General features: G+C 72.6%; 20 protein-coding genes. 11 read left to right on the forward strand and 9 right to left on the reverse strand.

Annotation, left to right across the window (positions count from 1 at the left end):
• The first annotated feature begins 70 nt into the window (after positions 1–70).
• The 4 genes from IO39_RS02190 (at position 71) to IO39_RS02205 (ending at position 3,661) form a co-directional block, all read left to right on the forward strand.
• A complete protein-coding gene (locus IO39_RS02190; protein WP_043615702.1) occupies positions 71–739 on the forward strand; it encodes a TetR/AcrR family transcriptional regulator in 669 nt (222 codons plus the stop codon).
• Positions 740–793: 54 nt separating this feature from the next.
• The gene (locus IO39_RS02195; RefSeq protein ID WP_043615068.1) at positions 794–1,753 is read left to right on the forward strand and encodes an LLM class F420-dependent oxidoreductase; all 960 of its coding nucleotides are present in this window, start codon (positions 794–796) and stop codon (positions 1,751–1,753) included.
• A 2-nt stretch (positions 1,754–1,755) separates the two neighbouring features.
• Complete coding sequence (locus IO39_RS02200) at positions 1,756–3,171, forward strand: amidase (RefSeq protein ID WP_043615069.1); 1,416 nt, start codon at positions 1,756–1,758, stop codon at positions 3,169–3,171.
• Positions 3,172–3,313: 142 nt separating this feature from the next.
• Positions 3,314–3,661: a YkvA family protein gene (locus IO39_RS02205; RefSeq protein WP_043615706.1), complete on the forward strand. Its 348-nt coding sequence runs from the start codon at positions 3,314–3,316 to the stop codon at positions 3,659–3,661.
• Between the two features lie 80 nt (positions 3,662–3,741).
• Here IO39_RS02205 and IO39_RS02210 read toward each other — a convergent pair whose 3' ends face one another.
• The 4 genes from IO39_RS02210 to IO39_RS02225 all read right to left on the reverse strand — a co-directional run bounded on the left by IO39_RS02210 (position 3,742) and on the right by IO39_RS02225 (position 7,303).
• Positions 3,742–4,938, reverse strand: a complete 1,197-nt coding sequence (locus IO39_RS02210; RefSeq protein WP_043615071.1) for an amidohydrolase family protein — start codon at positions 4,936–4,938, stop codon at positions 3,742–3,744.
• 261 nt (positions 4,939–5,199) lie between these two features.
• Entirely contained in the window at positions 5,200–5,943 is a 744-nt protein-coding gene (locus IO39_RS02215; RefSeq protein ID WP_043615709.1) for a tyrosine-protein phosphatase, read from the reverse strand.
• A 10-nt stretch (positions 5,944–5,953) separates the two neighbouring features.
• Positions 5,954–6,772, reverse strand: coding sequence for an SURF1 family cytochrome oxidase biogenesis protein (locus IO39_RS02220; RefSeq protein WP_245641772.1), 819 nt, complete (start codon positions 6,770–6,772; stop codon positions 5,954–5,956).
• 63 nt (positions 6,773–6,835) lie between these two features.
• Positions 6,836–7,303 (reverse strand): winged helix-turn-helix transcriptional regulator, encoded by a 468-nt coding sequence (locus IO39_RS02225; protein WP_043615075.1) that lies wholly within the window; start codon positions 7,301–7,303, stop codon positions 6,836–6,838.
• 58 nt (positions 7,304–7,361) lie between these two features.
• Here IO39_RS02225 and IO39_RS02230 point away from each other — a divergent pair, with 58 nt between their 5' ends.
• The 3 genes from IO39_RS02230 (at position 7,362) to IO39_RS02240 (ending at position 9,531) form a co-directional block, all read left to right on the forward strand.
• Positions 7,362–7,877: a GNAT family N-acetyltransferase gene (locus IO39_RS02230; protein WP_043615077.1), complete on the forward strand. Its 516-nt coding sequence runs from the start codon at positions 7,362–7,364 to the stop codon at positions 7,875–7,877.
• Positions 7,874–8,470, forward strand: a complete 597-nt coding sequence (locus IO39_RS02235) for a TetR/AcrR family transcriptional regulator (RefSeq protein WP_043615080.1) — start codon at positions 7,874–7,876, stop codon at positions 8,468–8,470. Before IO39_RS02230 ends, IO39_RS02235 begins: the two co-directional genes overlap by 4 nt.
• 101 nt (positions 8,471–8,571) lie before the next feature.
• Positions 8,572–9,531: an NAD(P)-dependent oxidoreductase gene (locus IO39_RS02240; protein WP_063765199.1), complete on the forward strand. Its 960-nt coding sequence runs from the start codon at positions 8,572–8,574 to the stop codon at positions 9,529–9,531.
• A 107-nt stretch (positions 9,532–9,638) separates the two neighbouring features.
• Here the strand turns inward: IO39_RS02240 and IO39_RS02245 are convergent, their stop codons facing one another.
• On the reverse strand, positions 9,639–9,944 hold the full coding sequence (locus tag IO39_RS02245) for a hypothetical protein (protein WP_043615083.1): 306 nt from the start codon (positions 9,942–9,944) through the stop codon (positions 9,639–9,641).
• Between the two features lie 120 nt (positions 9,945–10,064).
• Between IO39_RS02245 and IO39_RS02250 the strand changes: the two genes are divergently transcribed.
• Positions 10,065–11,501, forward strand: coding sequence for a DUF7059 domain-containing protein (locus tag IO39_RS02250; protein WP_043615086.1), 1,437 nt, complete (start codon positions 10,065–10,067; stop codon positions 11,499–11,501).
• A 273-nt stretch (positions 11,502–11,774) separates the two neighbouring features.
• On the opposite strand, the gene IO39_RS02255 is transcribed toward IO39_RS02250, so the two are convergent.
• From IO39_RS02255 to IO39_RS02265, 3 genes are all read right to left on the reverse strand, one after another.
• Entirely contained in the window at positions 11,775–14,834 is a 3,060-nt protein-coding gene (locus tag IO39_RS02255; protein ID WP_084772118.1) for an AfsR/SARP family transcriptional regulator, read from the reverse strand.
• Between the two features lie 252 nt (positions 14,835–15,086).
• A complete protein-coding gene (locus tag IO39_RS02260) occupies positions 15,087–15,731 on the reverse strand; it encodes a GNAT family N-acetyltransferase (RefSeq protein ID WP_043615090.1) in 645 nt (214 codons plus the stop codon).
• A 188-nt stretch (positions 15,732–15,919) separates the two neighbouring features.
• Positions 15,920–17,194 carry a pyridoxal phosphate-dependent aminotransferase gene (locus tag IO39_RS02265; RefSeq protein ID WP_043615093.1) on the reverse strand — a complete coding sequence of 425 codons (1,275 nt, stop codon included), beginning with the start codon at positions 17,192–17,194 and terminating at the stop codon, positions 15,920–15,922.
• A gap of 79 nt (positions 17,195–17,273) precedes the next feature.
• Between IO39_RS02265 and IO39_RS02270 the strand changes: the two genes are divergently transcribed.
• From IO39_RS02270 to IO39_RS02280, 3 genes are all read left to right on the forward strand, one after another.
• On the forward strand, positions 17,274–18,341 hold the full coding sequence (locus IO39_RS02270) for a LysR family transcriptional regulator (protein ID WP_084772120.1): 1,068 nt from the start codon (positions 17,274–17,276) through the stop codon (positions 18,339–18,341).
• A 96-nt stretch (positions 18,342–18,437) separates the two neighbouring features.
• Complete coding sequence (gene rnhB, locus IO39_RS02275; RefSeq protein ID WP_043615096.1) at positions 18,438–19,109, forward strand: ribonuclease HII; 672 nt, start codon at positions 18,438–18,440, stop codon at positions 19,107–19,109.
• A gap of 104 nt (positions 19,110–19,213) precedes the next feature.
• Positions 19,214–20,185, forward strand: coding sequence for an LLM class flavin-dependent oxidoreductase (locus tag IO39_RS02280; protein ID WP_043615100.1), 972 nt, complete (start codon positions 19,214–19,216; stop codon positions 20,183–20,185).
• 180 nt (positions 20,186–20,365) lie between these two features.
• Here IO39_RS02280 and IO39_RS02285 read toward each other — a convergent pair whose 3' ends face one another.
• Positions 20,366–20,752, reverse strand: coding sequence for an SCO5389 family protein (locus IO39_RS02285; protein ID WP_043615102.1), 387 nt, complete (start codon positions 20,750–20,752; stop codon positions 20,366–20,368).
• Positions 20,753–20,802: the final 50 nt, after the last annotated feature.

The following is a 20,802-nucleotide window of genomic DNA, read 5'->3' on the forward strand; positions in this document are numbered from 1 at the left end:
TTTGCCTTGTGGCGGCGATCACCGTGCGGCTCCATGACCTAACGACGCTTCACGACGTAGAGTGACGAACGTGTCCGAAGCCCGAAACCGAGGATCGGAGAGCACCCGAGAGGTCATCGTCGAGACGGCCTTGCGACTGTTCAGGGAGCGTGGCTTCGACGCGACCACGATGCGGGCCATCGCCGCGGAGGCCGGCGTTTCCGTGGGCAACGCCTACTACTACTTCGACAGCAAAGAGGCGTTGATCCAGGCCTATTACGACCGCGCCCAGGCCGAGCACGAAGCGGCCTGCCGGGAGTTCCTGGCGACGGAAGAGTCGTTCGCGGGCCGGTTGAGCGGGGTGTTGCGGGAATGGGTCCGGGTTTCCGAGCCCTACCACGAGTTCGCGGTGAAGTTCTTCAAGCACGCGGCCGAGCCGACCAATCCGCTGAGCCCTTTCAGCGCGCAGTCCTCGCCGGCGCGTGAGGCGTCCATCGCCATTTACCGCGAGGTGGTGGAGGGGTCGCGCGACCGGATGAACGCCGAGCTGCGCGAGGAGCTGCCCGAGCTGTTGTGGCTGCTGTCGATGGGCATGGTGCTGTTCTGGGTGCACGACACCTCGCCGGGGTGCGCGCGCACGTACCGGCTGATCGAGGTCACCGTGCCGCTGGTGGACCGGCTGGTGGGCCTGTCGCATCTGCCCGGGTTGCGGGGCATCACGAAGGACTTCATCGCGGCGGTGCACGAGCTGCGCGCCTAGGGTTACATACCGAGCGGTTGGTAGTGTCCTCCCTAGACGCCAGGGAGGCCGTGCATGACGCAGAACTGGGGGATGACGATCCCCTTCTACGACCGCTCACTGTCCAAGTCCCAGGACCTCGTCGCCGAGCTGCCGGGGCTCGGTTACACCGACGTGTGGTCCGCCGAGGTCAACGGGGTCGACGGGTTCACGCCGCTGGCCCTGGCCGCCCAGTGGGCGCCGGAGGCCAGGCTGGGCAGCGCCATCGTGCCCGTCTCGACCCGCGGGCCGGGGCTGCTCGCCATGTCCGCGGCCACGCTGGCCGATCTGGCGCCCGGACGGTTCGTGCTGGGCATCGGGGCCTCGTCGCCGGCGATCGTCGAGCGGTGGAACGCGGGCACCTTCACCAAGCCGTACGCGCGCACCCGTGACACCCTGCGCTTCCTGAAGCGGGCGCTGGCGGGGGAGAAGGTCACCGAGGCGTACGAGACGTTCGAGATCAAGGGCTTCAAGCTGGAGCGGGCACCGAAGACGCCGCCGCGGATCGTGCTGGCCGCGCTGCGGCCCAGGATGCTCAGGCTGGCCGCCGAGGAGGCCGACGGCGCCATCACCAACTGGCTCTCCCCGCAGGACGTGCCGAAGGTGCGGGCGGAGATCGGCGAGGGGACCGAGCTGATCGCCCGGCTGTTCGTCTGCGTGGACGAGGACACCGAGCGCGTCCGTGAGAAGGCCAGGTGGATGCTGGCCAGCTACCTGACCGTCCCCGTCTACGCGGCCTTCCACGACTGGCTGGGCCGCGGCGAGGTGCTGCGCCCGATGCACGAGGCGTGGGCGGCCGGCGACCGTCAGGCCGCGCTCAAGGCCATCCCCGACGAGGTGGTGGACGCGCTGATCGTGCACGGCGACGCCGCCACCTGCCGGGCCAGGATCCAGGAGTACGTCGACCACGGCCTCGACACCCCCGTCCTGGCCCCGATCCCCGGCGGGGACGTCTCCATCGACCAGGCCGTGCGCGACCTGGCGCCGAAGGGGTGAGCATGCACGAGGTGCTGAGACTCGACGCGGTCGGGCAGGCGCGGGCGGTCAGGGAGGGCCGCGTGTCGGCGCGCGAGCTGGCCGAGGCGGCGATCGCGCGCATCGAGGCCGCAGACGGCGAGCTGAACGCGGTCATCCACCGCCGGTTCGAACGGGCGCTGGCCGAGATCGACACGATTCCCGCCGGCGCGCCCTTCCGCGGGGTGCCGATCCTGCTGAAGGACCTGGGCTGGCGGGAGGCGGGGGAGCCGTACTGCGCCGGCTCCGGCGTGCGCGACGAGGCCGCGGGCGAGGACGGCTACGGCGTCGTACGGCTGCGCGAGGCCGGCTTCGTGCTGCTCGGGCGGACGAACACGCCAGAGTTCGGCAGCACGGTCACGACGGAGCCGGTGGCGTTCGGGCCGACGCGGAACCCGTACGATCCGGCGTACTCGGCGGGCGGGTCCAGCGGCGGCTCCGCGGCGGCGGTGGCGGCGGGCATGGTGGCGCTGGCGACCGCCAGCGACGGCGGCGGGTCGATCCGCATCCCCGCGTCCCTGTGCGGCCTGGTGGGGCTCAAGCCGACGCGCGGGCGGGTCAGCCAGGGCCCCGGCCTGGGCGAGGCGTGGAGCGGGTTCTCCAGCCCGGGGTTCCTCAGCAGGACCGTGCGCGACACGGCGGCGGCGCTCGACCTCGTCTCCGGCACCTGGCCCGGCGACCCGTACGGCGCCCCCGAGCTGCCCGGCAGGCTCGCCGACGAGGTGGGCCGCGATCCCGGCAGGCTGCGGATCGGCTTCCTGACCGAACACCCGAGGGGGGACGTGCCGGCCGCGCCCGAGCCGGCCGAGGCCGTCACGCGGGCCGCCGCGCTGCTGGAGTCGCTCGGCCACGACGTCGCCCCGGGCGGCCCGGCGGCGCTGGGCGACCCGGACTTCCCCCGCCATTTCGGCGCCATCGTGGCCAACAACCTGGCCGCGCACGTCGCGAGCCTGGGCGAGCTGCGCGGCAAGCCGGTGCGGCCGGAGGAGCTGGAGCCGCGCAACGCCGCCATGGTGGGCGCGGCCCGGTCGCACAGCGCTGCCGACCACATCCTGGCCACCCAGTGGGTGGACGGCTTCCGCCGCCGCATGGCCGCCTGGTGGAGCGAGGGGCACGACCTGCTGCTGGCGCCGTCGCTGGGCGTGGCGCCGTTCCGGCTGGGCTGGATCCCGGCCGACGACCTCAGCACCGCGCTCGGCAGGACCGCGCACTGCGTGGCCTTCACCTCGCCGATCAACGCGACCGGGCAGCCCGCCGTGTCGCTGCCGCTGCACCGGACGGCGGCGGGCCTGCCGGTCGGCGTGCAGCTCGTCGCCGCGCCCGGCCGCGAGGACCTGCTGGTACGGGTGGCGGCCCAGATCGAGGCAGCCACTGCCTTCGAGCACGGAGCCATGGCCTGACCACGGGACCGGGTCCGGGCGCGCCCGCCGCCCGGGCCACGGGATCAGGCCGGCGCGTCCGCCGCTCCGGCCTGATCGTGCGGAACTCCTGCCCCCGGCGACGCGTTATATCGTGAAACGACGGGGGTAGGGGGATCTCATGATGGCGAAGGCAGCACGGGCGGCGGCGGCATGGCGCACCTACCGCGAGGTGACCAGGCCGGGCTCGCCCAAACTGATGACCAGGGTCAGGGCGATCCCGCGCATGGTGGGCGCGGTGCTGCGCGGACAGTACGCGGGCCTGGGCAAGGGCAAGCTCACCCTGCTCGGCCTCGGCGTGGTCTACCTCATCTCCCCCATCGACGTGGTGCCCGACTTCCTCATGCTCATCGGCGTGGCCGACGACTTCGGCGTCTTCCTCTGGCTGATGGGCTCGCTGCTTGGCGAGAGCGGCCGCTACGTCCAGCACGAGCGCACGGTGATCGAGGGCCGCCTGGAAGAGGCCGGCTAGAGACCCCGGCCGGCCCGTCACCCGGCCGGCTCGTCACGCGGCCGGCCCGTGATCCGGCGGGATGGCGTGGCCGGGACCGGCTAGATCTCCTCCATGCGAAGCCAGGCCCGTGACGGCAGCGGATGCCCGAACAGGCGGGCGGCGTTGCCGTAGGCGACCCTGGCGATGTCGGCGGGCGGCAGCGCGCCGAGGTTGCGCGCCACCGACTTCTGCGTGTCCGGCCAGGTCGAGTCGGAGTGCGGATAGCCGCTCTCCTGCAGCACGTGGTCGAGGCCGACGGCCAGCCGGACGCCCGACAGCGCGTGGTCGTCGAGGGTGCCGAAGAAGAAGTTGCGGCGCAGCACCTCGCTGGGCTTGAGCCCGCCCTCCCACTGCGCCTCGCCGGCCACCGGGTGGTCGAGGGCGTAGTCGGCGCGCTCGGCCAGCATCGGCAGCCAGCCCACCCCGCCCTCGACGATGAGGATGCGCAGCGAGGGGAAGCGCAGCGGCAGCCCGGACCAGAGCCAGTCGGCGCAGGCGAACATGGCGCTGGTCGGCATCAGCGTGGTGATGGCCTCGATGGGCGTGTCGGGCGAGGGCACGGGCGACCAGGAGGAGTCGCCGGTGTGCAGGCACACCACCGTGCCGGTCTCCTCGCAGGCGGCGAAGAACGGGTCCCAGTGGCCGCTGTGGATCGAGGGGAGCCGCAGCCGGGTGGGGAACTCGGGGAAGACGACGGCCTTGAAGCCCCTGGCGGCGTTGGCGCGGATCTCCTTGGCCGCCACGTCGGGGTCGGGCAGCCAGGGGAGCTGCAGCCCGATGATGCGCTCGGGGTAGGTGCCGGCCCAGACGTCGATGTGCCAGTCGTTCCACGCCCTGACCAGGGCCAGGCCCAGCTCCTGGTCGCGGGTCCTGGCGAACGGCATGCCGGCCTGCCCGGCGAGCATGCCGGGGAAGCAGAGCGCGGCCCAGATGCCGGCGACGTCCATGTCCTGGATGCGGGCCTCGATGTCGTGGCAGCCGGGGCGCATGTGCTCGAACCTGACCGGGTCGAGCGTCCACTGCTCTCTCGGCAGCCCGGCGCCCACGTCGATGCCGGCGCACGGATAGGTCGCCCCGCCGTAGCGCCAGACCTGGTGACCCGCCTCCGTTTCCACGACCTTGGGCGCGACCTCGGCGTATTTCTCCGGCAACCGGTCTTCGAAGAGGTCGGGAGGCTCGATCAGGTGATCGTCGGCAGAGATGATCACGTAGTCGCGCCGCCTGGGGTCAGGGTCGGGGAGCAGCGGCGTAGTCACGCACGTAACCGTACGACGGCGGGATAACGTCGAACAAGCTGCGACGTATCCGTTGGGTCTCCGAACCCACGCCCCGCGACCGTCCAGGGCCGCGCCCGGACCTCCGGGAGGCGTGACCCGGGCCTCAGGGAGGCGTGACCCGAGCCCCCGGGAGGCGTGACCCGGACCGTCGGAGGTTGTGACCCGGGACCGCCGGGAGGGGGATGGCTGGCGATCCCGGGAGTGGCAGGCCCGCTCGCGCAGGACGGGCCCGGGCGGCCACTACCCCGCTGCGATCGCTTCAGTCAGCAAATGCGCGCGCATTTCGGCGATGGCGTCGGGGGAGAGCCCGACCGCCCGCGTGACGTACCCCTCGATCGAGCCGTGCCGGGCCGCGAGGTCGGCCAGGAAGAGCCGCATGGTCTCGGCGGGCGCCAGGCCGAACCCCGGCCACAGGGCCGCGCCGGGATGCCTCCTGGTCCAGTCGGCGATGAAGCGCTCGGTGGCCAGGCCGGTGAGCGCGTAGTCCGCCACGATGTCCTCCTCGCTCACGCCGACCAGCGACAACACCAGCGAGCAGAGCACGCCGGTGCGGTCCTTGCCCGCGGCGCAGTGCACGACCACGGGCGCGCTGTCGGCCCGCGCGATCGTCTCCAGGGCGGTCCTGAGGTTGTCGACGCCGTCCTCGGTGACCTCCAGGTAGCGGTCGGCGAGGTAGCGCGCAGTCCCGGCCTCCTCGCTGTAGGCGGCGGTGTCCCAGCGGCGGCCCTCGATGGGCAGGTTCTGGTAGTGCTGCCCCTCGCTCTCGGGGACGCGCCCCGCCTTCTCCACCTCGAACGGGTGCCGCAGGTCGATCACGCTGCGCACGCGCAGTGCCCGGAAGGTCGCCAGGTCGTCGCCGGCCAGCCAGCCGAGGGAGTCGGCCCGGTAGAGCCGCTGCCACCTGACGGTGCGCCCGTCCTTGGCGGCATATCCACCTATGTCGCGAAAGTTGCAGAGATTGGTGAACTCAATGTGGCGGATCACCCTCCACACACTAATTGGCGGCGGTCTCCGCCTCCGGAGTCACGGCCGCCCCCTTCGCCTCCTTGGCCCTGCGGTCGGCCACCTCGCGCCGGATCAGCAGGACCCATCCGCCGATCGCGATCCCGATGAACAACCACCACTGCACGCCGTAGGCGAGGTTGAGCCCGCCCCCCGCGCCGACGTCGGGCGCGGGCACCGGCTCGGGCGCCGTAGCGGGCTTGGGCTGCTGTTCGGTCAGCTCGACGTAGCCGCCCACGAGGCGGTACGGGAGCCTCTTCCCGATCTCGCCGGCGTCGATCAGCAGCACCTGGCCGGGCGGCAACCCCGGGCGGTTCCTGATCCCGCTGGACTCCTCGGTCTCGCTGGGCCGTAGCCGCCCCGTTACAGTTACCTGCCCGGCCGGCGGGGGCGGCACCTCGGGAGCGGCGTCGGCGGTCGCGCCGGCGGGCACCCATCCGCGGTTCACCAGCACGCCCGTGCCGTCGCCGGTGACCAGAGGGGTCAGCACGTAGTAGCCGTTGTGGCCCTGCTGCGGGCGGCGGCGTACGACGAGGGCGTGGGCCGGGTCGTACGTGCCCGCGACCGTGACCTTCCTGAACCGGTCGTCCTGGCTGACCTGCCGCCCGGCCGTCGCCAGCCGCTCCAGCGGCACCGGGGCGGCCTCGATGTTGGCGGTCACCCGCTCGCTGTTGGCCGAGCGCTCCTCGAAGCGCCCGAACTGCCACCGCCCGAGAAAGACGAAGGCGGGGATGACCAGCAGCACCACGACGTGGAGCGCGATCCATCTGGGCGTCAGCAGGAACCGGTACACGCCTTCCAGGTTAGGCACCGGCAGGGGTGCTCCCCAACGCGACGCCCCTGCTGAGCGCTCCCGGCGCCGCCCCGGAGCGTGTCAGACGCTTCGGAGGTCGGCGCCTTCGCCGGGGAGCGGCGTGACCTCGCGCGGCCCGCCCACCTCGTGCCCGTCGGCGCAGCGGAAGTGCAGCTCGATGGGGGCGCCGCAGTCGCGGTGGGTGAGCAGCACCGGCGGGCCCTCGTCGCCCGACAGGTATTTGTCCCCCCAGTGCATCAGCGCGACCAGCAGGGGATAGAGATCGCGGCCCTTCTCCGTGAGCCGGTATTCGTCCCGCTGCCGCTGCCCGGGCTCGCGGTAGGGCTCCTTGCGCAGCAGGCCCTCGTCGACCAGCCGGGCCAGGCGCGCGCTGAGCACCTGGCGGGGGGCGCCGGTGATCGCCTGCATGTCGGCGAACCGCCGCACGCCGCTGAACGCCTCGCGCAGCACCAGGAAGGTCCACTTCTCCCCGACGATGTCCAGGGTGCGCTCGATCGAGCAGTTGTTCACCCGGAAGGGAACGTTCATTTTCGCATTATACCTGAGTTCAATTGACAGACTCAGGTGTGACGGGCACCCTGAGTCTATGGAGGGAACTCAGATCCGCCCGGCCCGTTCCGACGACGAGGAACGGATCAGGCGGTTCCTGGCCGGGTTGTCGCCGTACACCCAGACGTCGCGGTTCTTCACCGGGTTCTCCCGGCCCGCCCCCGCTCTCGTACGGGTGCTGCTGTGCCTGGACGAGCGTCGCGACGCGATCGTGGCGACCACCGGGGAGGGCGAGATCGTCGGCCACGCCATGAGCTTCCGGGGCGGCTGCACCGACGTGGAGATCGCCGTGGTGGTGGCCGACGCGTGGCAGGGGCGCGGGCTGGGGCCGCGGCTGGTGGACACGCTGCTGCTGCGGGCGTCCGTACGGGGCGCCAGGACCGTGGGGATGGACGTCCTGGGCGAGAACCGGCGCGCGCTGCGCCTCGTCCGGAGGTTCTGGCCGGAGGCCAGGATGACGGTCACTTCCGGGACGGTGGAGGTTACCGCTATGATCGGCAAGGCTGGCCTATTTGCGGAACAAGGTTCTGGTGCCACACCATTGACAGTGTGAAGAGTGTCAAGAACGGACGCGACGGCCGGACCCGCATCATCGAGGGTGCCCTGCGCCGATTCAGCCAGGACGGGGTCTCCGCCACCACCCTGGCCAGTCTCCGTGAGGAAAGCGGCGTCAGCGTCGGCAGTTTCTACCACCACTTCGCCAGCAAAGAGCACGTCTTCGGCGTGCTGTACGGCGAGATCCTCGACGCCTACCAGCACGCCTTCCTCGCCGAGCTGGGCAGGCACGAGCAGGCGCGAGACGGCATCGAGGCCATCGTCGCCTTCCACATGCGGTGGGCCGGCGAGCACCCCGAGCGGGCCCGCCTGCTGATCAGCGAGCGCCCGCCGCGCAAGCACGAGCCGGGCGGCGCCGAGGTGGCCGAGGCGCGGCGCGCGTTCTTCCGCAAGGTGACCGACTGGTGGAAGCCGCACATGAAGAACGGCGTGCTCCAGCCGGTCCACGCGACGATGTGCTACGTGCTGTGGCTGGGCCCGGCCCAGGAGATGTGCCGGTTGTGGTTCGCCGGCGCGCACACGCCCACCGAGGACGAGATCAAGGGCCTGGGCGAGGCGGCCTGGCAGAGCCTGCGCCGGCATCCCGAGTGACCTGGCTCCGCAGAGCCGGCGCCGGCGTGCCAGGCTGACCTGGCCATACCCCTTGCGGGGAGCAATGATCTGAGCACCGTCTGTGGTGTTATTGTCCAAATGTGAGACGACCTCGGGCGCTGGTACTGCCCACCTTGCCGGAGAGCGCGCTCGCCCGCCTGGGCGAGATCGCCGACCTGACCGAGGTTCCCGCACGACCGAACCTCGGCTTCACCGACGAGCAACTGGCCGACCTGGTCATCGAGACCGGCGCGACCGTGCTCATCACCGACGGCGACCAGGTGCGCGAGTCGGTGCTCGGGCTGCACCTGGACGTCGTGGCCACCATGGGCCCGCCCGCCAGCGTGGACCTGGAGCTGGCCGCCGAGCGCGGCGTGACCGTCCTGCACGCCGCCGAACGCGACCCCGAGGCGGTCGCCGAGCTGACGCTGGCGCTGCTGTTCGCGGTCAGCCGGAACATCGTCAGCGCCGACCGGGAGGTGCGCAGGGGGCGGGTCTACCACGGCAGGGTCCCGCCGGCCCAGCGCCACCGGGGCCGCCGCCTGACCGGCAGGACCATCGGCATCGTGGGCCTCGGCCGCGTGGGCAGGGCCCTGCGCTGGCGCTGCGAGGGGCTGGGCATGCGGGTGATCGTCTGCGACCCGTTCGTGCCCGAGGCCACCCACCCGCTGCCCGCCCTGCTGGAGGAGGCCGACGTGGTCTCCCTGCACGTGCCGCTGACCGAAGAGACGCGGGGATTCTTCGGCTACACCGAGTTCGGCGCGATGCGGCCGGGAGCGATCTACCTCAACACCTCACGCGGGGCGCTGCACGACCTCAAGGCCCTGGTCGAGGCGTTGCGCTGGGGGCAGGTGGGCGGCGCCGGGCTCGACCACTTCGAGGGCGAGTGGCTCGACCGCGCCCATCCGCTGATCCGGCTGCCGAACGTGGTGCTGACGCCCCGGCTGGGCGAGGCCACCGGGGAGAGCCGGGAGGAGCTGGCCGAGACGCTGGTGGACGACATCGCACGGTTCCTGCGCGGCGAGGAGCCCGCTCACGCGTACGTCCAGGCCACCGCGTAGGACCCGCCCACGCGTACGTCCAGGCCACCGCGAGGACCAGGGCGGCCGCGAGCCGTCCTCGCCTGGCGGGGCCGTGAAGCCCCCTGGACGGGTGCGTGGCGCACGCGTCAGGCGACGGGCTGGCGGAGGCGGGTGGTCACGCGCCAGCTCGCCCGGTCGAGCGAGATGTCCAGCCGCAGCTCGCCGCGGTGCCGGCGCAGCCCGGGCACCCGGACCCGGTCGTGCACGTCGAACCTGCCCTGATGTGGATAGCCGAACCCCAGCTCACCCGGCAGCACCCGCAGGTCGTCACGGTTGCCGCAGCGCGGGCACGTCCACGAGACCAGATCCATGCCCCGGTCGTAGTCGGAGCAGGCGTCGAAGTACTCCTCGGGGCGGAACCGGGACTCACAGGCCAGGCAGGGGATCAACATGGTCCGCTCCTCGGGGGGTGACGTGGCGGCATGCATAGAGATACCGCGTGTCACTTGTCCACCGCTTGCAGAATGCTTGGGTAGTTAAGTAACAGTATGAGCACTGTCGGTGTCCAGATCATGGCGAGGATCCGGCGGTGGAAGGATGGCCTTGTGGAACGACTGCGCCATCATCTCCTCGACACCGGTTACACGATCGACGGCGTACGCGAGCGCCTGGGCAGCATGGCGGCCTCGGCCCTGGCCCGCGAGGAGCTGGTCCCGGCCCTGCGCGCGACCGCGGACGGCGATCCGCTCGGCACGCTGATCAGGCTGTGGTGGCTCGGCGTGCCGGTGCCCGCCAAGAGCGTGGCGCCGGAGGTGCTGGAGTCGGGGCTGGTCGTGGCCGACGGCGACCAGGTGGGCGCCACGGTGCACCTGCAGCCCTGGGAGACCGGCGGCTACCTCGTCTCCGACAGGAAGGTGCGCCCCGGCGACCCCGCGCTCCGGACCGACCACGTGGTGGGGGCGGGCGGCGCGTCGGCCAACCTGGCCCAGCTCGTCACCCGCCGCCCGGTGGAGCGCGCGCTCGACCTGGGCACCGGCTGCGGGGTGCAGGTGCTGCACCTGGCCGGGCGGGCCGAGCGCATCGTGGCCACCGACCTCAACCCGCGCGCCGTGGAGCTGGCCAGGCTGAGCTGGGAGCTGTCGGGTGTGGAGGGGGTGGACGCCCGCGTGGGCTCCATGTTCGAGCCGGTCGAGGGCGAGCTGTTCGACCTGATCGTGAGCAATCCGCCGTTCGTGATCGCGCCGGCGCGCGTGGGGCGGCTGACCTACCGCGAGTCGGGCGGCGAGGGCGACGACTTCTGCCGCGACCTCGTACGCCGGGCGCCCGGCCACCTGACCCCCGGAGGCCAGGCCCACTTCCTGGCCAACTGGCTGCACGTCGAGGGCGAGGACTGGCACGACCGGGTGGGCGGCTGGCTGCGCGAGACCGGCTGCGACGCCTGGGTGGTCCAGCGCGACGTGCAGGACCCGGCGGAATACGTCGAGCTGTGGCTCAAGGACGCGGCCGAGCAGGGCACCAAGGGCTATGCCGAGCACTACGACCGCTGGCTGGAGTGGTTCGACGAGCGCCGGATCGAGGGCATCGGCTTCGGCTGGATCACGATGCGCAACTCCGGCAGCCTCGACCCGGTCGTCCGCGTCGAGCACCTCGCCCACCAGGTCTCGCTGCCGGTCGGCGACTACGTCGACTCCGTCGTCGACGCCATCGCCGCCGCGCACCGGGCGCGGGGGCTGGACGGCGCGCTGCTGCGCACCGCCGACGGGCTGCTCGACGAGCGCATCGGCCTGCCGGGCGCGGAAGACCCGATCCGCATCGTGCTGCGCCAGACGCAGGGGCTGCGCCGCAGCAGGGAGGTCGGCACGGTGGAGGCCGCGCTGGCCGGCGTGTGCGACGGCGAGCTGGCGCTCGGGCCGCTGCTCAACGTCATCGCCGAGCTGGTCGGAGACGGCGAGATCCCCGACGCCGACGCGATCCGGCCCCTCATCGCCGAGGGTTACTTCCTGCTTTAATCCGGCGTTGATTCGACGTTGACCACCCTGGTGAAGGCTTTCGTCAGGACACGGACCTGGGGGGTTCGAGGGCCGTGCCAGGTCCGGCCGGTCGCCCGTGTGAGGCGGCTAGCCGTCACGCGGAGCATCCGGATGACCGGGCCCCCTAGCGACGCGTGACGGCCAGGGTGGCCGGTCGGGCTGAACATATTCGATCACGAGCACTTTCGTGACTCCCTAAGGACAGCCTTGATCAACCATGTGTGGATGACACGTCTGGACGACGAGCTGTACTCAGGACTCGACGACGGCCCCGTTGCCGGGGTCGTTGACGGCGGCGGTGACGGTGACGCGGTCGGTGCGCTCGACGGCGGGGACGGCGTCGAGCAGGACCTTGAGGTCGCCGGCCTCGGGGGCGCCGAGCCGGGTGAAGATGTCGTGCGCCTGACGTAGGCAGTCGAGGCTCCTCGTCGTGCTGCCCAGGCCGCGCAGCGCCTTGCCCAGCACGGTGAGCGAGAGCGCCTCGCCGTAGGGGTGGCCGATCTGGCGGGAGACGGTCAGGGCCTGCTCGGCGTGGCGCACGGCGTCGGGGTAGCGCTCGGCGGCGATGAACGTCTCGGCCAGCCGGGAGCACACCCGCTGCTCCCACACGCGCTGCTTGCTGGCGCGGAAGAAGGCCAGGCACTCGGCGTGGTGGTGGACGGCCTCGGTGAGGCGGCCGACCCGGGACAGCACGACGCCGAGGTGGTAGCGGGCGCGGGCGGTGCCGGCGCCGCTGCCGATCTCGGTGAACAGGGCCAGCCCCTTCTCGGCCGCCGCGATCGCGTCCTCGGGCCGGCCCAGCCCCAGGTGGTCGCGGGCGGAGTAGCTGAGGACCAGCGCCTCGCCCGCGGGCACGTCGTTCTCGCGGTAGAAGCGCGTCGCGGCGTCGAACAGCGACAGCGCCTCGGTGTGGCGGCGCTGGCGGCCGACGACGACGGCCAGGGCGTTCAGCACCTCGCCGGTGACGATCTTCTCGCCGCGGGCGCGCGACAGCTCGTGCACGCGCCGGAAGTGCTGCTCAGACTCCTTGAGCCGGTTGCCGGCGAACAGCACCCGGCCCAGCACGTAGCGGGCGCGCAGCTCGCACGCCTGGTCGCCGAGCTGCTGCGCGGCGGCCAGCACGGCCCGGGTGCCCTGGTCGAACTCGCGGGTGTGGGTGCCGGCCTCCAGCAGCGGCTCCATCGCCACCAGCAGGTCGGCGGCGGGCAGGAGCTGCTCGCCGGTACGCGCCGCCGCGGCGGCCTGGTTGATGGCCGCGAACAGCGAGTCGCCCTCGGCGATCAGCCAGGCCACGGCCTCGTCGACGGTGGTGAAGTCCTGGCCGCTGCCGACGACCACGAGGTTGGCGGGGATCATGCTGCCCTCGTAGGCCAGGGCGTGCGCGGACTGCGCCGAGGCCAGGTAGAAGCCGAGCAGCCGGCGCAGCGCCATCGTCCGGGCCTGGGGCCGCTCGCTGCGGTCGAGCGCGCGCCGGGCGAAGAGCTTGAGCAGGTCGTGGAAGCGGTAGCGGCCGGGGCCGGGGGCCTCCAGCAGGCTGGCGTCGACCAGCGACTCCAGCACCTCCTCGGCCTCGAACGCGCTCATCGACAACACGGCGGCAGCGGCGCCCGCGGAGACGTCGGGGCCGTTGGGCAGCGACAGCAGCCGGAACGCGCGGGCCTGGACGGCGGTGAGCTGCCCGTAGCCGAGCGCGAACGTGGCCTCGACGGCCAGGTTGCCCACCCGCAGCTCGTCGAGGCGGCGCTGCTCGTCGGCGAGCCTGGGCACCAGCGAGGCGACCGTCCACGACGGCCGGGCGGCCAGCCTGGCGGCCACGATCCGCACCGCCAGCGGCAGGAAGCCGCACCCCGCCACCACGTCCATGGCCGCGCCGTGCTCGGCCGCGACGCGTTCGGCCCCGGCCACCGCGGCGAACAGCCGCAGCGCCTCGTCCGGCTCCAGCACGTCGAGGTCCACGAGCCTGGCCGAGGGGAGGTCGGCCAGCTTGACCCGGCTGGTGACGATGGCCGCGCAGCCGGGGGTGCCCGGCAGCAGCGGGATGACCTGCTCGGCGTCGCGGGCGTTGTCGAGCAGCACGAGGATGCGCCGCTCGGCCAGGATGGAGCGGTAGAGGGCCGAACGCTCGGCCGGCCCTTCGGGGATGACGTCCGGCGGGATGCCGAGGGCGCGCAGGAAGCCGCCGAGCGCCGACTCGGGGGCGGTCGCCTCGTCGGTGTAGCCGCGCAGGTCGGCGTAGAGCTGGCCGTCGGGGAAGACGTCGTCGACCAGGTGGGCCACGTGCACGGCCAGCGCCGTCTTGCCGACGCCGCCGATGCCGGAGATGGCCACCAGGGGCACGCCTTCCGCGGGCGACTGGGCCGACAGCAGCGTGCGCAGCCGTACGGCGATCTCCTTGCGGCCGGTGAAGTCGCTGACGGCGGCGGGGAGCTGCGCGGGCCTGGGCAGCTCCAGTGCCGGGCGCTGGGGCTCCTCCCCGTCGGCGGGCTCGTCGTGGCCGGCGTCGACGGCGGCGGCCGGCGCCGGGGCGGCCAGCGCGGGGTCGGCGGCCAGGATGCGCTGGTGCAGGGCGGTCAGCTCGGGGCCGGGCTCGATGCCCAGCTCGTCGATGAGGGCCTCGCGGGTCTCGGTGAAGACGTTGAGCGCGTCGCCCTGCCGGCCGCAGCGGTAGAGGGCCAGCATGAGCTGGGCGCGCAGCCGCTCGCGCAGGGGGTGGTCGGCGGTGAGCGCGATCAGCTCGGAGACGATCCTGGCGTGCTCGCCCAGCTCCAGGTCGACGTCCATGAGGGTCTCGACGACGCTGATGCGCCGCTCGATCAGGCGGTCGCGCTGGTGCTCGGCGTACGGCCCGACGGTGCCGGCCAGCGGCTCGCCCTCGAACAGGGCGAGCGCGGCGCGCAGGGCCCTGGCGGACTCGGCCGTGCGGCCCGCCTTGCGGGCGCTCTCGGCCTGCGCGACGCCGCGCTCGAAGCGGGACAGGTCGAGCGCGTCCTGCGGCAGCCGCAGCGCGTAGCCCTTGCCGATGGAGGTGAGCAGCTCGGGACGGGAGCGCGCGGGCCGGTCGGGTTCGAGCACGGTGCGCAGCCTGGAGACGTAGGTGCGCAGCGCGCCGAGGGCCCGCGGCGGCGCGTCCTCGCCCCACACGGCGTCGATCATCTCGTTGGGGGTGACGGCGTGGCCTTCCCTCAGCAGCAGCATGCCGAGGATGGAACGCTGCAGCGGGGTGCCCAGATCGAGCTCCCGCCCATCACGCCACGCGCGGACAGGACCGAGCACGGCGAACCGCAGCCCGCTCTCAACGCTCTGACCAGCCATGCTGTTCTGTCTCCAAGCCAATGGGATGATTTGCTACCAAATGATAAATCTGGGGTTGCTCGTCACCTAGATGCAGTCTGATCGTTCATCTCTGCGTTGATCCGCCTTCAATCCGGTGTTGAGCCCGCCCCTGGATGCTGGGGCCCGCCGGGGAGCGTCGCATCTCGGGGTGTGTGACATATAGAGGGAATGTAGGCGGAAAAAATACGGGCCCCGCCCGGAAAGTGGGCGGGGCCGTCGGTGGGCGGGTTCTCAGGCTGCCTCGACCAGACCGAGCCGCATGACCAGCCGCTCGCGCACGGCCGGCCATTCGGAGTTCAGGATCGAGTAGAACGCGGTATCTCGGACCGTGTTGTCGGCGCCTCGGCTTTCCGCTCGCCGCACCCCGTCGAAGTGTGCGCCGAGGGCCTCGATGGCGGCCCGGGATCTGGTGTTGCGTACGTCTGCCTTCAGGGTGATGCGGTGGACGTCCCACGTCTCGAAGGCGTGCGAGAGCAGCAGGAATTTGCTCTCCCGGTTCACACCCGTGCCCTGGGCGCCGGCGCCCAGCCAGGTGTAACCGATGTCGGCCACGGACGGAATGTCGCCCACCGCACCACGGGCACCCGGAGGCCAGGGCATGGGGCCCTGCCAGTACTCCAGGTTCATGAGACGGGTGGCACCGACCACGCGGTCGGTGTTCAGCCACCGGATGGCGAAGGGCAGCGTGCGGCCCTCCGCCTGCTCAGCCAGCGCGGCCTCCACGTAGGAGACCACCTCGTCCCGGCCGTTCGGGACGCGAGTGAAGGTGTAGGTGGAGCGGTCTTCACTCGCCGCGGCGACCAGGTCATCGACCGCCGCGAGGCTGAGAGGTTCCAGGCGCACGAGGCGCCCGGACAAGGTGACAAGAGCGGGCATGAGCACATGATGAGGGCTGCGCATGGTGCACGTAACCAGGCAGTGAGAGCCAACTTTCCGCCGGTTTTGACCACGGAAAGTTTCCGCAGGTCACGGGCCCCTTTTGGGGGACGGTAAACCCGCTCTTGGGGAAAGATTCGCCTAACCGTGACCCGGGCCGGGGCCGGGGCCGGGATCGCGGCGGTGGATCAGCCGGGACAGGGCGCGGGGACGAGCGGGCGCGCACCGTCGTGGCGGTCGAGCGCGAGCTCCTCCAGGCCCGTGGACAGGTAGTCGAGATTGTCGGCGATCCACGGCAGCCGGAGCGGTTCGGGGCTGTTCAGGGCGGCCAGGCGCTCCTCCGCGGAGTCGCCGTAGAGCAGGCTCACCGCGACGCGCACCCGGGCGGCCGAGGGGTCGTCGCCGAAGGCGTGCCCCGGCAGGACGCCGATGCCGTGCTCCTCCAGCAGCAGCTTGGTGATCTCGGCGGAGCCGCCGAGTCTCAGGTGACCGAGGTCGGGATAGAGGTAGAAGCCGCCCTGCGGCTCGGGCACGTCGGCGCCGATGCCCGCGAAGCGCTCGCGCACCGCCCCGGCCACCAGGCCGTGCAGACGGCGGCTGCGGGCGATGCGCTCGGTCAGCTCGGGCGGGTCGCCGAAGGCGTAGGTCGCGGCCTCCTGCACGGGCGCCGCGGGCGCCGACCAGATCTCGCTGGCCACCGCGAGCAGCCGCCTGCGCAGCGCGTGGCCGTGCTCGGGCAGCCGGGCCACCCCGATCCGCCAGCCGCCCAGCGCCAGGCTCTTGCTCAGCCCGGTGGTGATGATCGTGCGCTCGGGCGCCAGCTCGGCCGGCGAGGTGTACGGCAGGTCGGGGTCGTGCACGAGGTCACGGTAGATCTCGTCGGAGATGATCATCAGGTTGAGCTCGCGGGCGACCTCGACCAGGCGGGCGACGGTGGCCGGCGGGGCCAGCCGTCCCGTCGGGTTGTCGGGCAGGGTCACCAGCACCGAGCTGACGTGCCTGCCCTGCGCTCTGGCGCGGTGCACCTCGGCGGCCACCAGCTCCGGGTCGGGCACCCCGCCCTCTCCTGGCGGTGCGGGCACCAGGATGGGACGCGAGCCGACCAGATCGGCCTGCGCTGCGTAGCTGACCCAGCTGGGCATGGGCAAGACGATGTCGCCGCCGATGGCCAGGAGCAGCCCGTACAGCAGTGACTTGCTGCCCGGTCCGCTGACGACCAGCTCGGGGTCGGTGACGAGCCCCCGTCGTGTCCAGTAGCCCGCCGCCGCGGCCCGTAGCCCGGACGCCCCCGCGACCGGCCCGTAGCCGTTGCGCTCGGAGGCGGCGGCCAGCTTGTCGCGCAGCGCCGGGTGGACGGGCAGACCGGCCTCGCCGAAGGCCAGGTGGAGCACGCGTTCCCCGGCGCGTCGTCTTCGTTCGATGTCCTCATTCGCCGCCAATGTGGCGGACAAGGTAACGGTCATGTTTGTCACGTTCCCAGGGTGGTTGGATGAAGGCATCAGCACAAGCGGAGCTTTTTGTGGGTAGGCATAAGGAAGTCTGATGCTCGAATTGCGGCGTTTGGTCCTGATCTGCGAGTTTGCAAGAAAGGGCAGTATCGCGGCGACGGCCGAGTCGCTCGGCTACAGTCCTTCGGCCGTCTCCCAGCAGCTGGTCGCGCTCGAACGCGAGACCGGAACCGCCCTCATCGACCGCACCGCGCGCAGCGCCGAGCTGACCGACGCGGGCCGCCGGCTGGTCATGCACGCCGAGCGCATCCTGTCGATGGTCGAGGAGGCCGAGTCCGACCTGTCCGCGCACGCGGGCACGCCCTCCGGGCGGGTGGTGGTGACCGCCTTCCCCACGGCGGCCGTCGCGTTCGCGCCGGCGCTGGCGCGCTCGCTGCGCCGCCACACCGAGCTGACGCTCCGCCTCGGGCAGAGCAGGTCGGGGCGCGGCATGCGCGAGGTGCAGTCGGGCGAGGTGGACATCGCGCTGGTGGACGACTGGTACGGCCGCGTCCGCGACAGCGAGAGCCTGCGCGTCTTCCCCCTGCTCAGCGACCCCCTCGTGCTCGTGGTGCCGCGCAAGCACCGCCTGGCCGACCCGGAGGTGCCGCTGGACCTGCGGGAGCTGCGCAACGAGCCGTGGATGGCCACCCCCGACGGCGAGCCCTCGCGGCTGGCCGTGGACCGCCTGCTGGCGGACGTGGGCGGCACGCGGCCGACGCCGTGGGAGTTCGAGGGGCTGGGCGCCATCCTGTCGCTGGTCGCCAAGGGCATCGGCATCGCCGCCGTCCCCGCGCTCGCGCTGGCCGCCGGGGTGCGCGGGCTGGCCGTGCGGCAGTTCCCCGGCAACCCGGTGGGGCGGGAGGTGCACGCGGTGGCGCGCGGCTCCAGCGTCCATCGGCCGTCGGTGTCGGTGACGCTGCGCGCGATCCACGTGGCGGCCCGCTACATCGCGGCCGACCTGGACCCGGTGCGGCCGGCGGAGCGGGGCAAGGACCAGCGCCCGGCCGGCGACGACGACCCGCTGGGCGCCTGGCCGGGCGCGCCGGGCGGGCCGGGCGGCGGACCGGGCGGGCCGGCGCGACGGTCGGGCAGGGACGTGGGGCGGTCGTTCGGCGAGTGAGCGTCCTTCGGTGGTCGCGGGCCGTTCGGGGCGTGAGTGGGATGTGCGGAACGAGCTGACGGTGATCGCCTCCCGGAGGCGGTAGCGTCTGCGGTCATGGCGCCTACGTACGAGATCGAGCGGCTTCTCCTCGCCCAGCCCAGCACGCGCACGGTCGCCGGCGTCGACGAGGTGGGACGGGGCGCGTGGGCGGGGCCCGTCACGGTGTGCGCGGTCGTCACCGACCTGTCCGAGCCGCCCGCCGGGCTGACGGACTCCAAGCAGATCTCCGAGGCCAGGCGCGGCCCGCTGGCCGCCGAGGTGGCGGCCTGGGCGGCGGGCGTCGGCTACGGCGAGGCCACGCACCGGGAGATCGACACCCTGGGCATGACCGAGGCGCTGCGCAGGGCCGCCCGCCGGGCGCTGGAGTCGCTGCCCGTCCGCCCGGACGCGGTGATCCTCGACGGCAAGCACGACTACATCGGCGCGCCCTGGCCCGTGCGGCTGGAGATCAAGGGAGACGCGGCGAGCGTCTCCGTGGCCGCCGCCTCGGTGCTGGCCAAGGTGCGGCGCGACGCGTACATGGCGACGATCGGCTGCGAGGAGTACGGCTTCGCCGAGAACGCGGGCTATCCCTCGCCCGCGCACCAGGAGGCGCTGGCCCGGCTCGGGCCCACCCCGCATCACCGGCTTTCTTGGTCATACCTTGACGATCTGCCCCAATGGCGGCATCTCAAGCACCATCGTGACCCGCTCGTCGGCGAGGGGCAGGCCAGCCTCTTCTCCTAGCCGGGTCTTCCCGGCCCGGTTTCCTGGCCCGTTTCCTGGCCCGGCTCGGTCAAATGCGCGCGTGAGGCGGGCGCCGGCGGCCCCGATCGGCCATCATGCGGGGAATGCGAATCGGCATCTTTGTCGTCGCGGGACTCTTCCCGGGACAGGAGCCCGGGCGGGTGCTCGCGAACGCCGTCGAGTGGATCGTCACGGCCGAGGAGGCGGGCTTCGACGACGCGTGGATCGCCGAGCACCACTTCATGCCGTACGGCGTGTGCCCGTCGCCCACGACGCTGGCCGCGGTCGCGGCCGGCCGGACCACGCGCATCGGGCTCGGCACGGCCGTGAGCGTGCTGTCCACCCAGCATCCCGTGGCGCTGGCCGAGCAGGCCGCCATGCTGCACCACCTGTCGGGCGGGCGGTTCACGCTGGGGGTCGGCAGGGGCGGTCCGTGGGTGGACCTGGAGGTGTTCGGCACCGGGCTGGAGCGGTACGAGCGGGGCTTCCCCGAGGCGCTCGACCTGCTGCTGGCCGCCCTGTCGGGCGGGTCCGTGGCGGCCGACGGGGAGTTCTTCCGGTTCAGGGAGGTCCCGCTGGTGCCCGAGGCGCGGCTGCGGCCGGTGGTCGCCTGCACCTCGGAGGCGACGGTGGAGCTGGCGGCCGCGCGCGGCCTGCCCATGCTGCTGGGCCTGCACATCGGGGACGAGGACAAGGCCGCCCTGGTCAAACGGTACGGCGCCGCGGAGCCGGGGCACGTGGCGGCGGGGCTGGCGTACGTGGGCGACTCGACGGCCGAAGTGGTGCGCGAGCTCAAGGCCGCGATGCCGGCCTGGCTGGAGCCGGGGCTGGCCGGTTACGTGCCGGTGGACGGCCGGCCGCGCCGGCCCAGGGACGCCGGCGAGTACGTGGACCTGCTGACGCGCATCCATCCGGTCGGCTCGGCCGCGCACTGCGCCGAGACGCTGCGGCGGACGGCGGAGGCCACCGGGATCGAGCACTTCATCCTGCTCATGGAGGGGATGGGGGAGCACCGGCGGACCCTGGAGAACATCAGGAGGTTCGGCGCCGAGGTGCTGCCGCTGCTGCGCGACTGAGAGGCCGGGTCCCGAGATCTCCCCGCGCGGATCGGGCACTGCGGTGCTGCCGCTGCCGCGTGGCTGAGAGGCCGAGTCCCGAGACCTCTCCGGCCGGGCCGGGCACTGCGGTGCTGCCGCTGCCGCGCGGCTGAGAGGGGCCGGCGAGCCGGGCCGAGCCGGCTCGCCGGGGGGCGGGGCTCAGCAGTCGACGAGCTCCGGCTTCTGGTTGAGGATCTGGGCGCGCGGCGTGACGAAGTCGGCCAGGGCCTTCGTCGCACCCGGGTCGAAGACGGCCACCCGGTGGCAGTTCTGGAAGGCCAGGCGCACGCCGTAGTGGCGCTCCAGCGCGCCGCGCATCGAGTCGCTCGCCAGGCAGCGCAGGAGCTGCCCGCGGGCCTCCTCCGACGGCGGCGGCACCTCGTTGTCGGCGAACTCCGCACCGGTGTGCTCACGCTGCTTGACCAGCTCGCTGATCAGCGACCACGCGTAGGGAAGCGAGTCGCGGACGCAGGCCAGGAACGCCTCGTCGTCCACCTCACCGGCTCTGGCCTGGTCGAGCAGATCGTTCGGAACGGTCAGCGACATGCTGTCTCCTCTCGAAGGGGGGTCGGGTCTGACGCTAGGTCACTCATCGG

The organism is Nonomuraea candida, assembly GCF_000725485.1.
Taxonomy (GTDB): Bacteria; Actinomycetota; Actinomycetes; order Streptosporangiales; family Streptosporangiaceae; genus Nonomuraea; species Nonomuraea candida.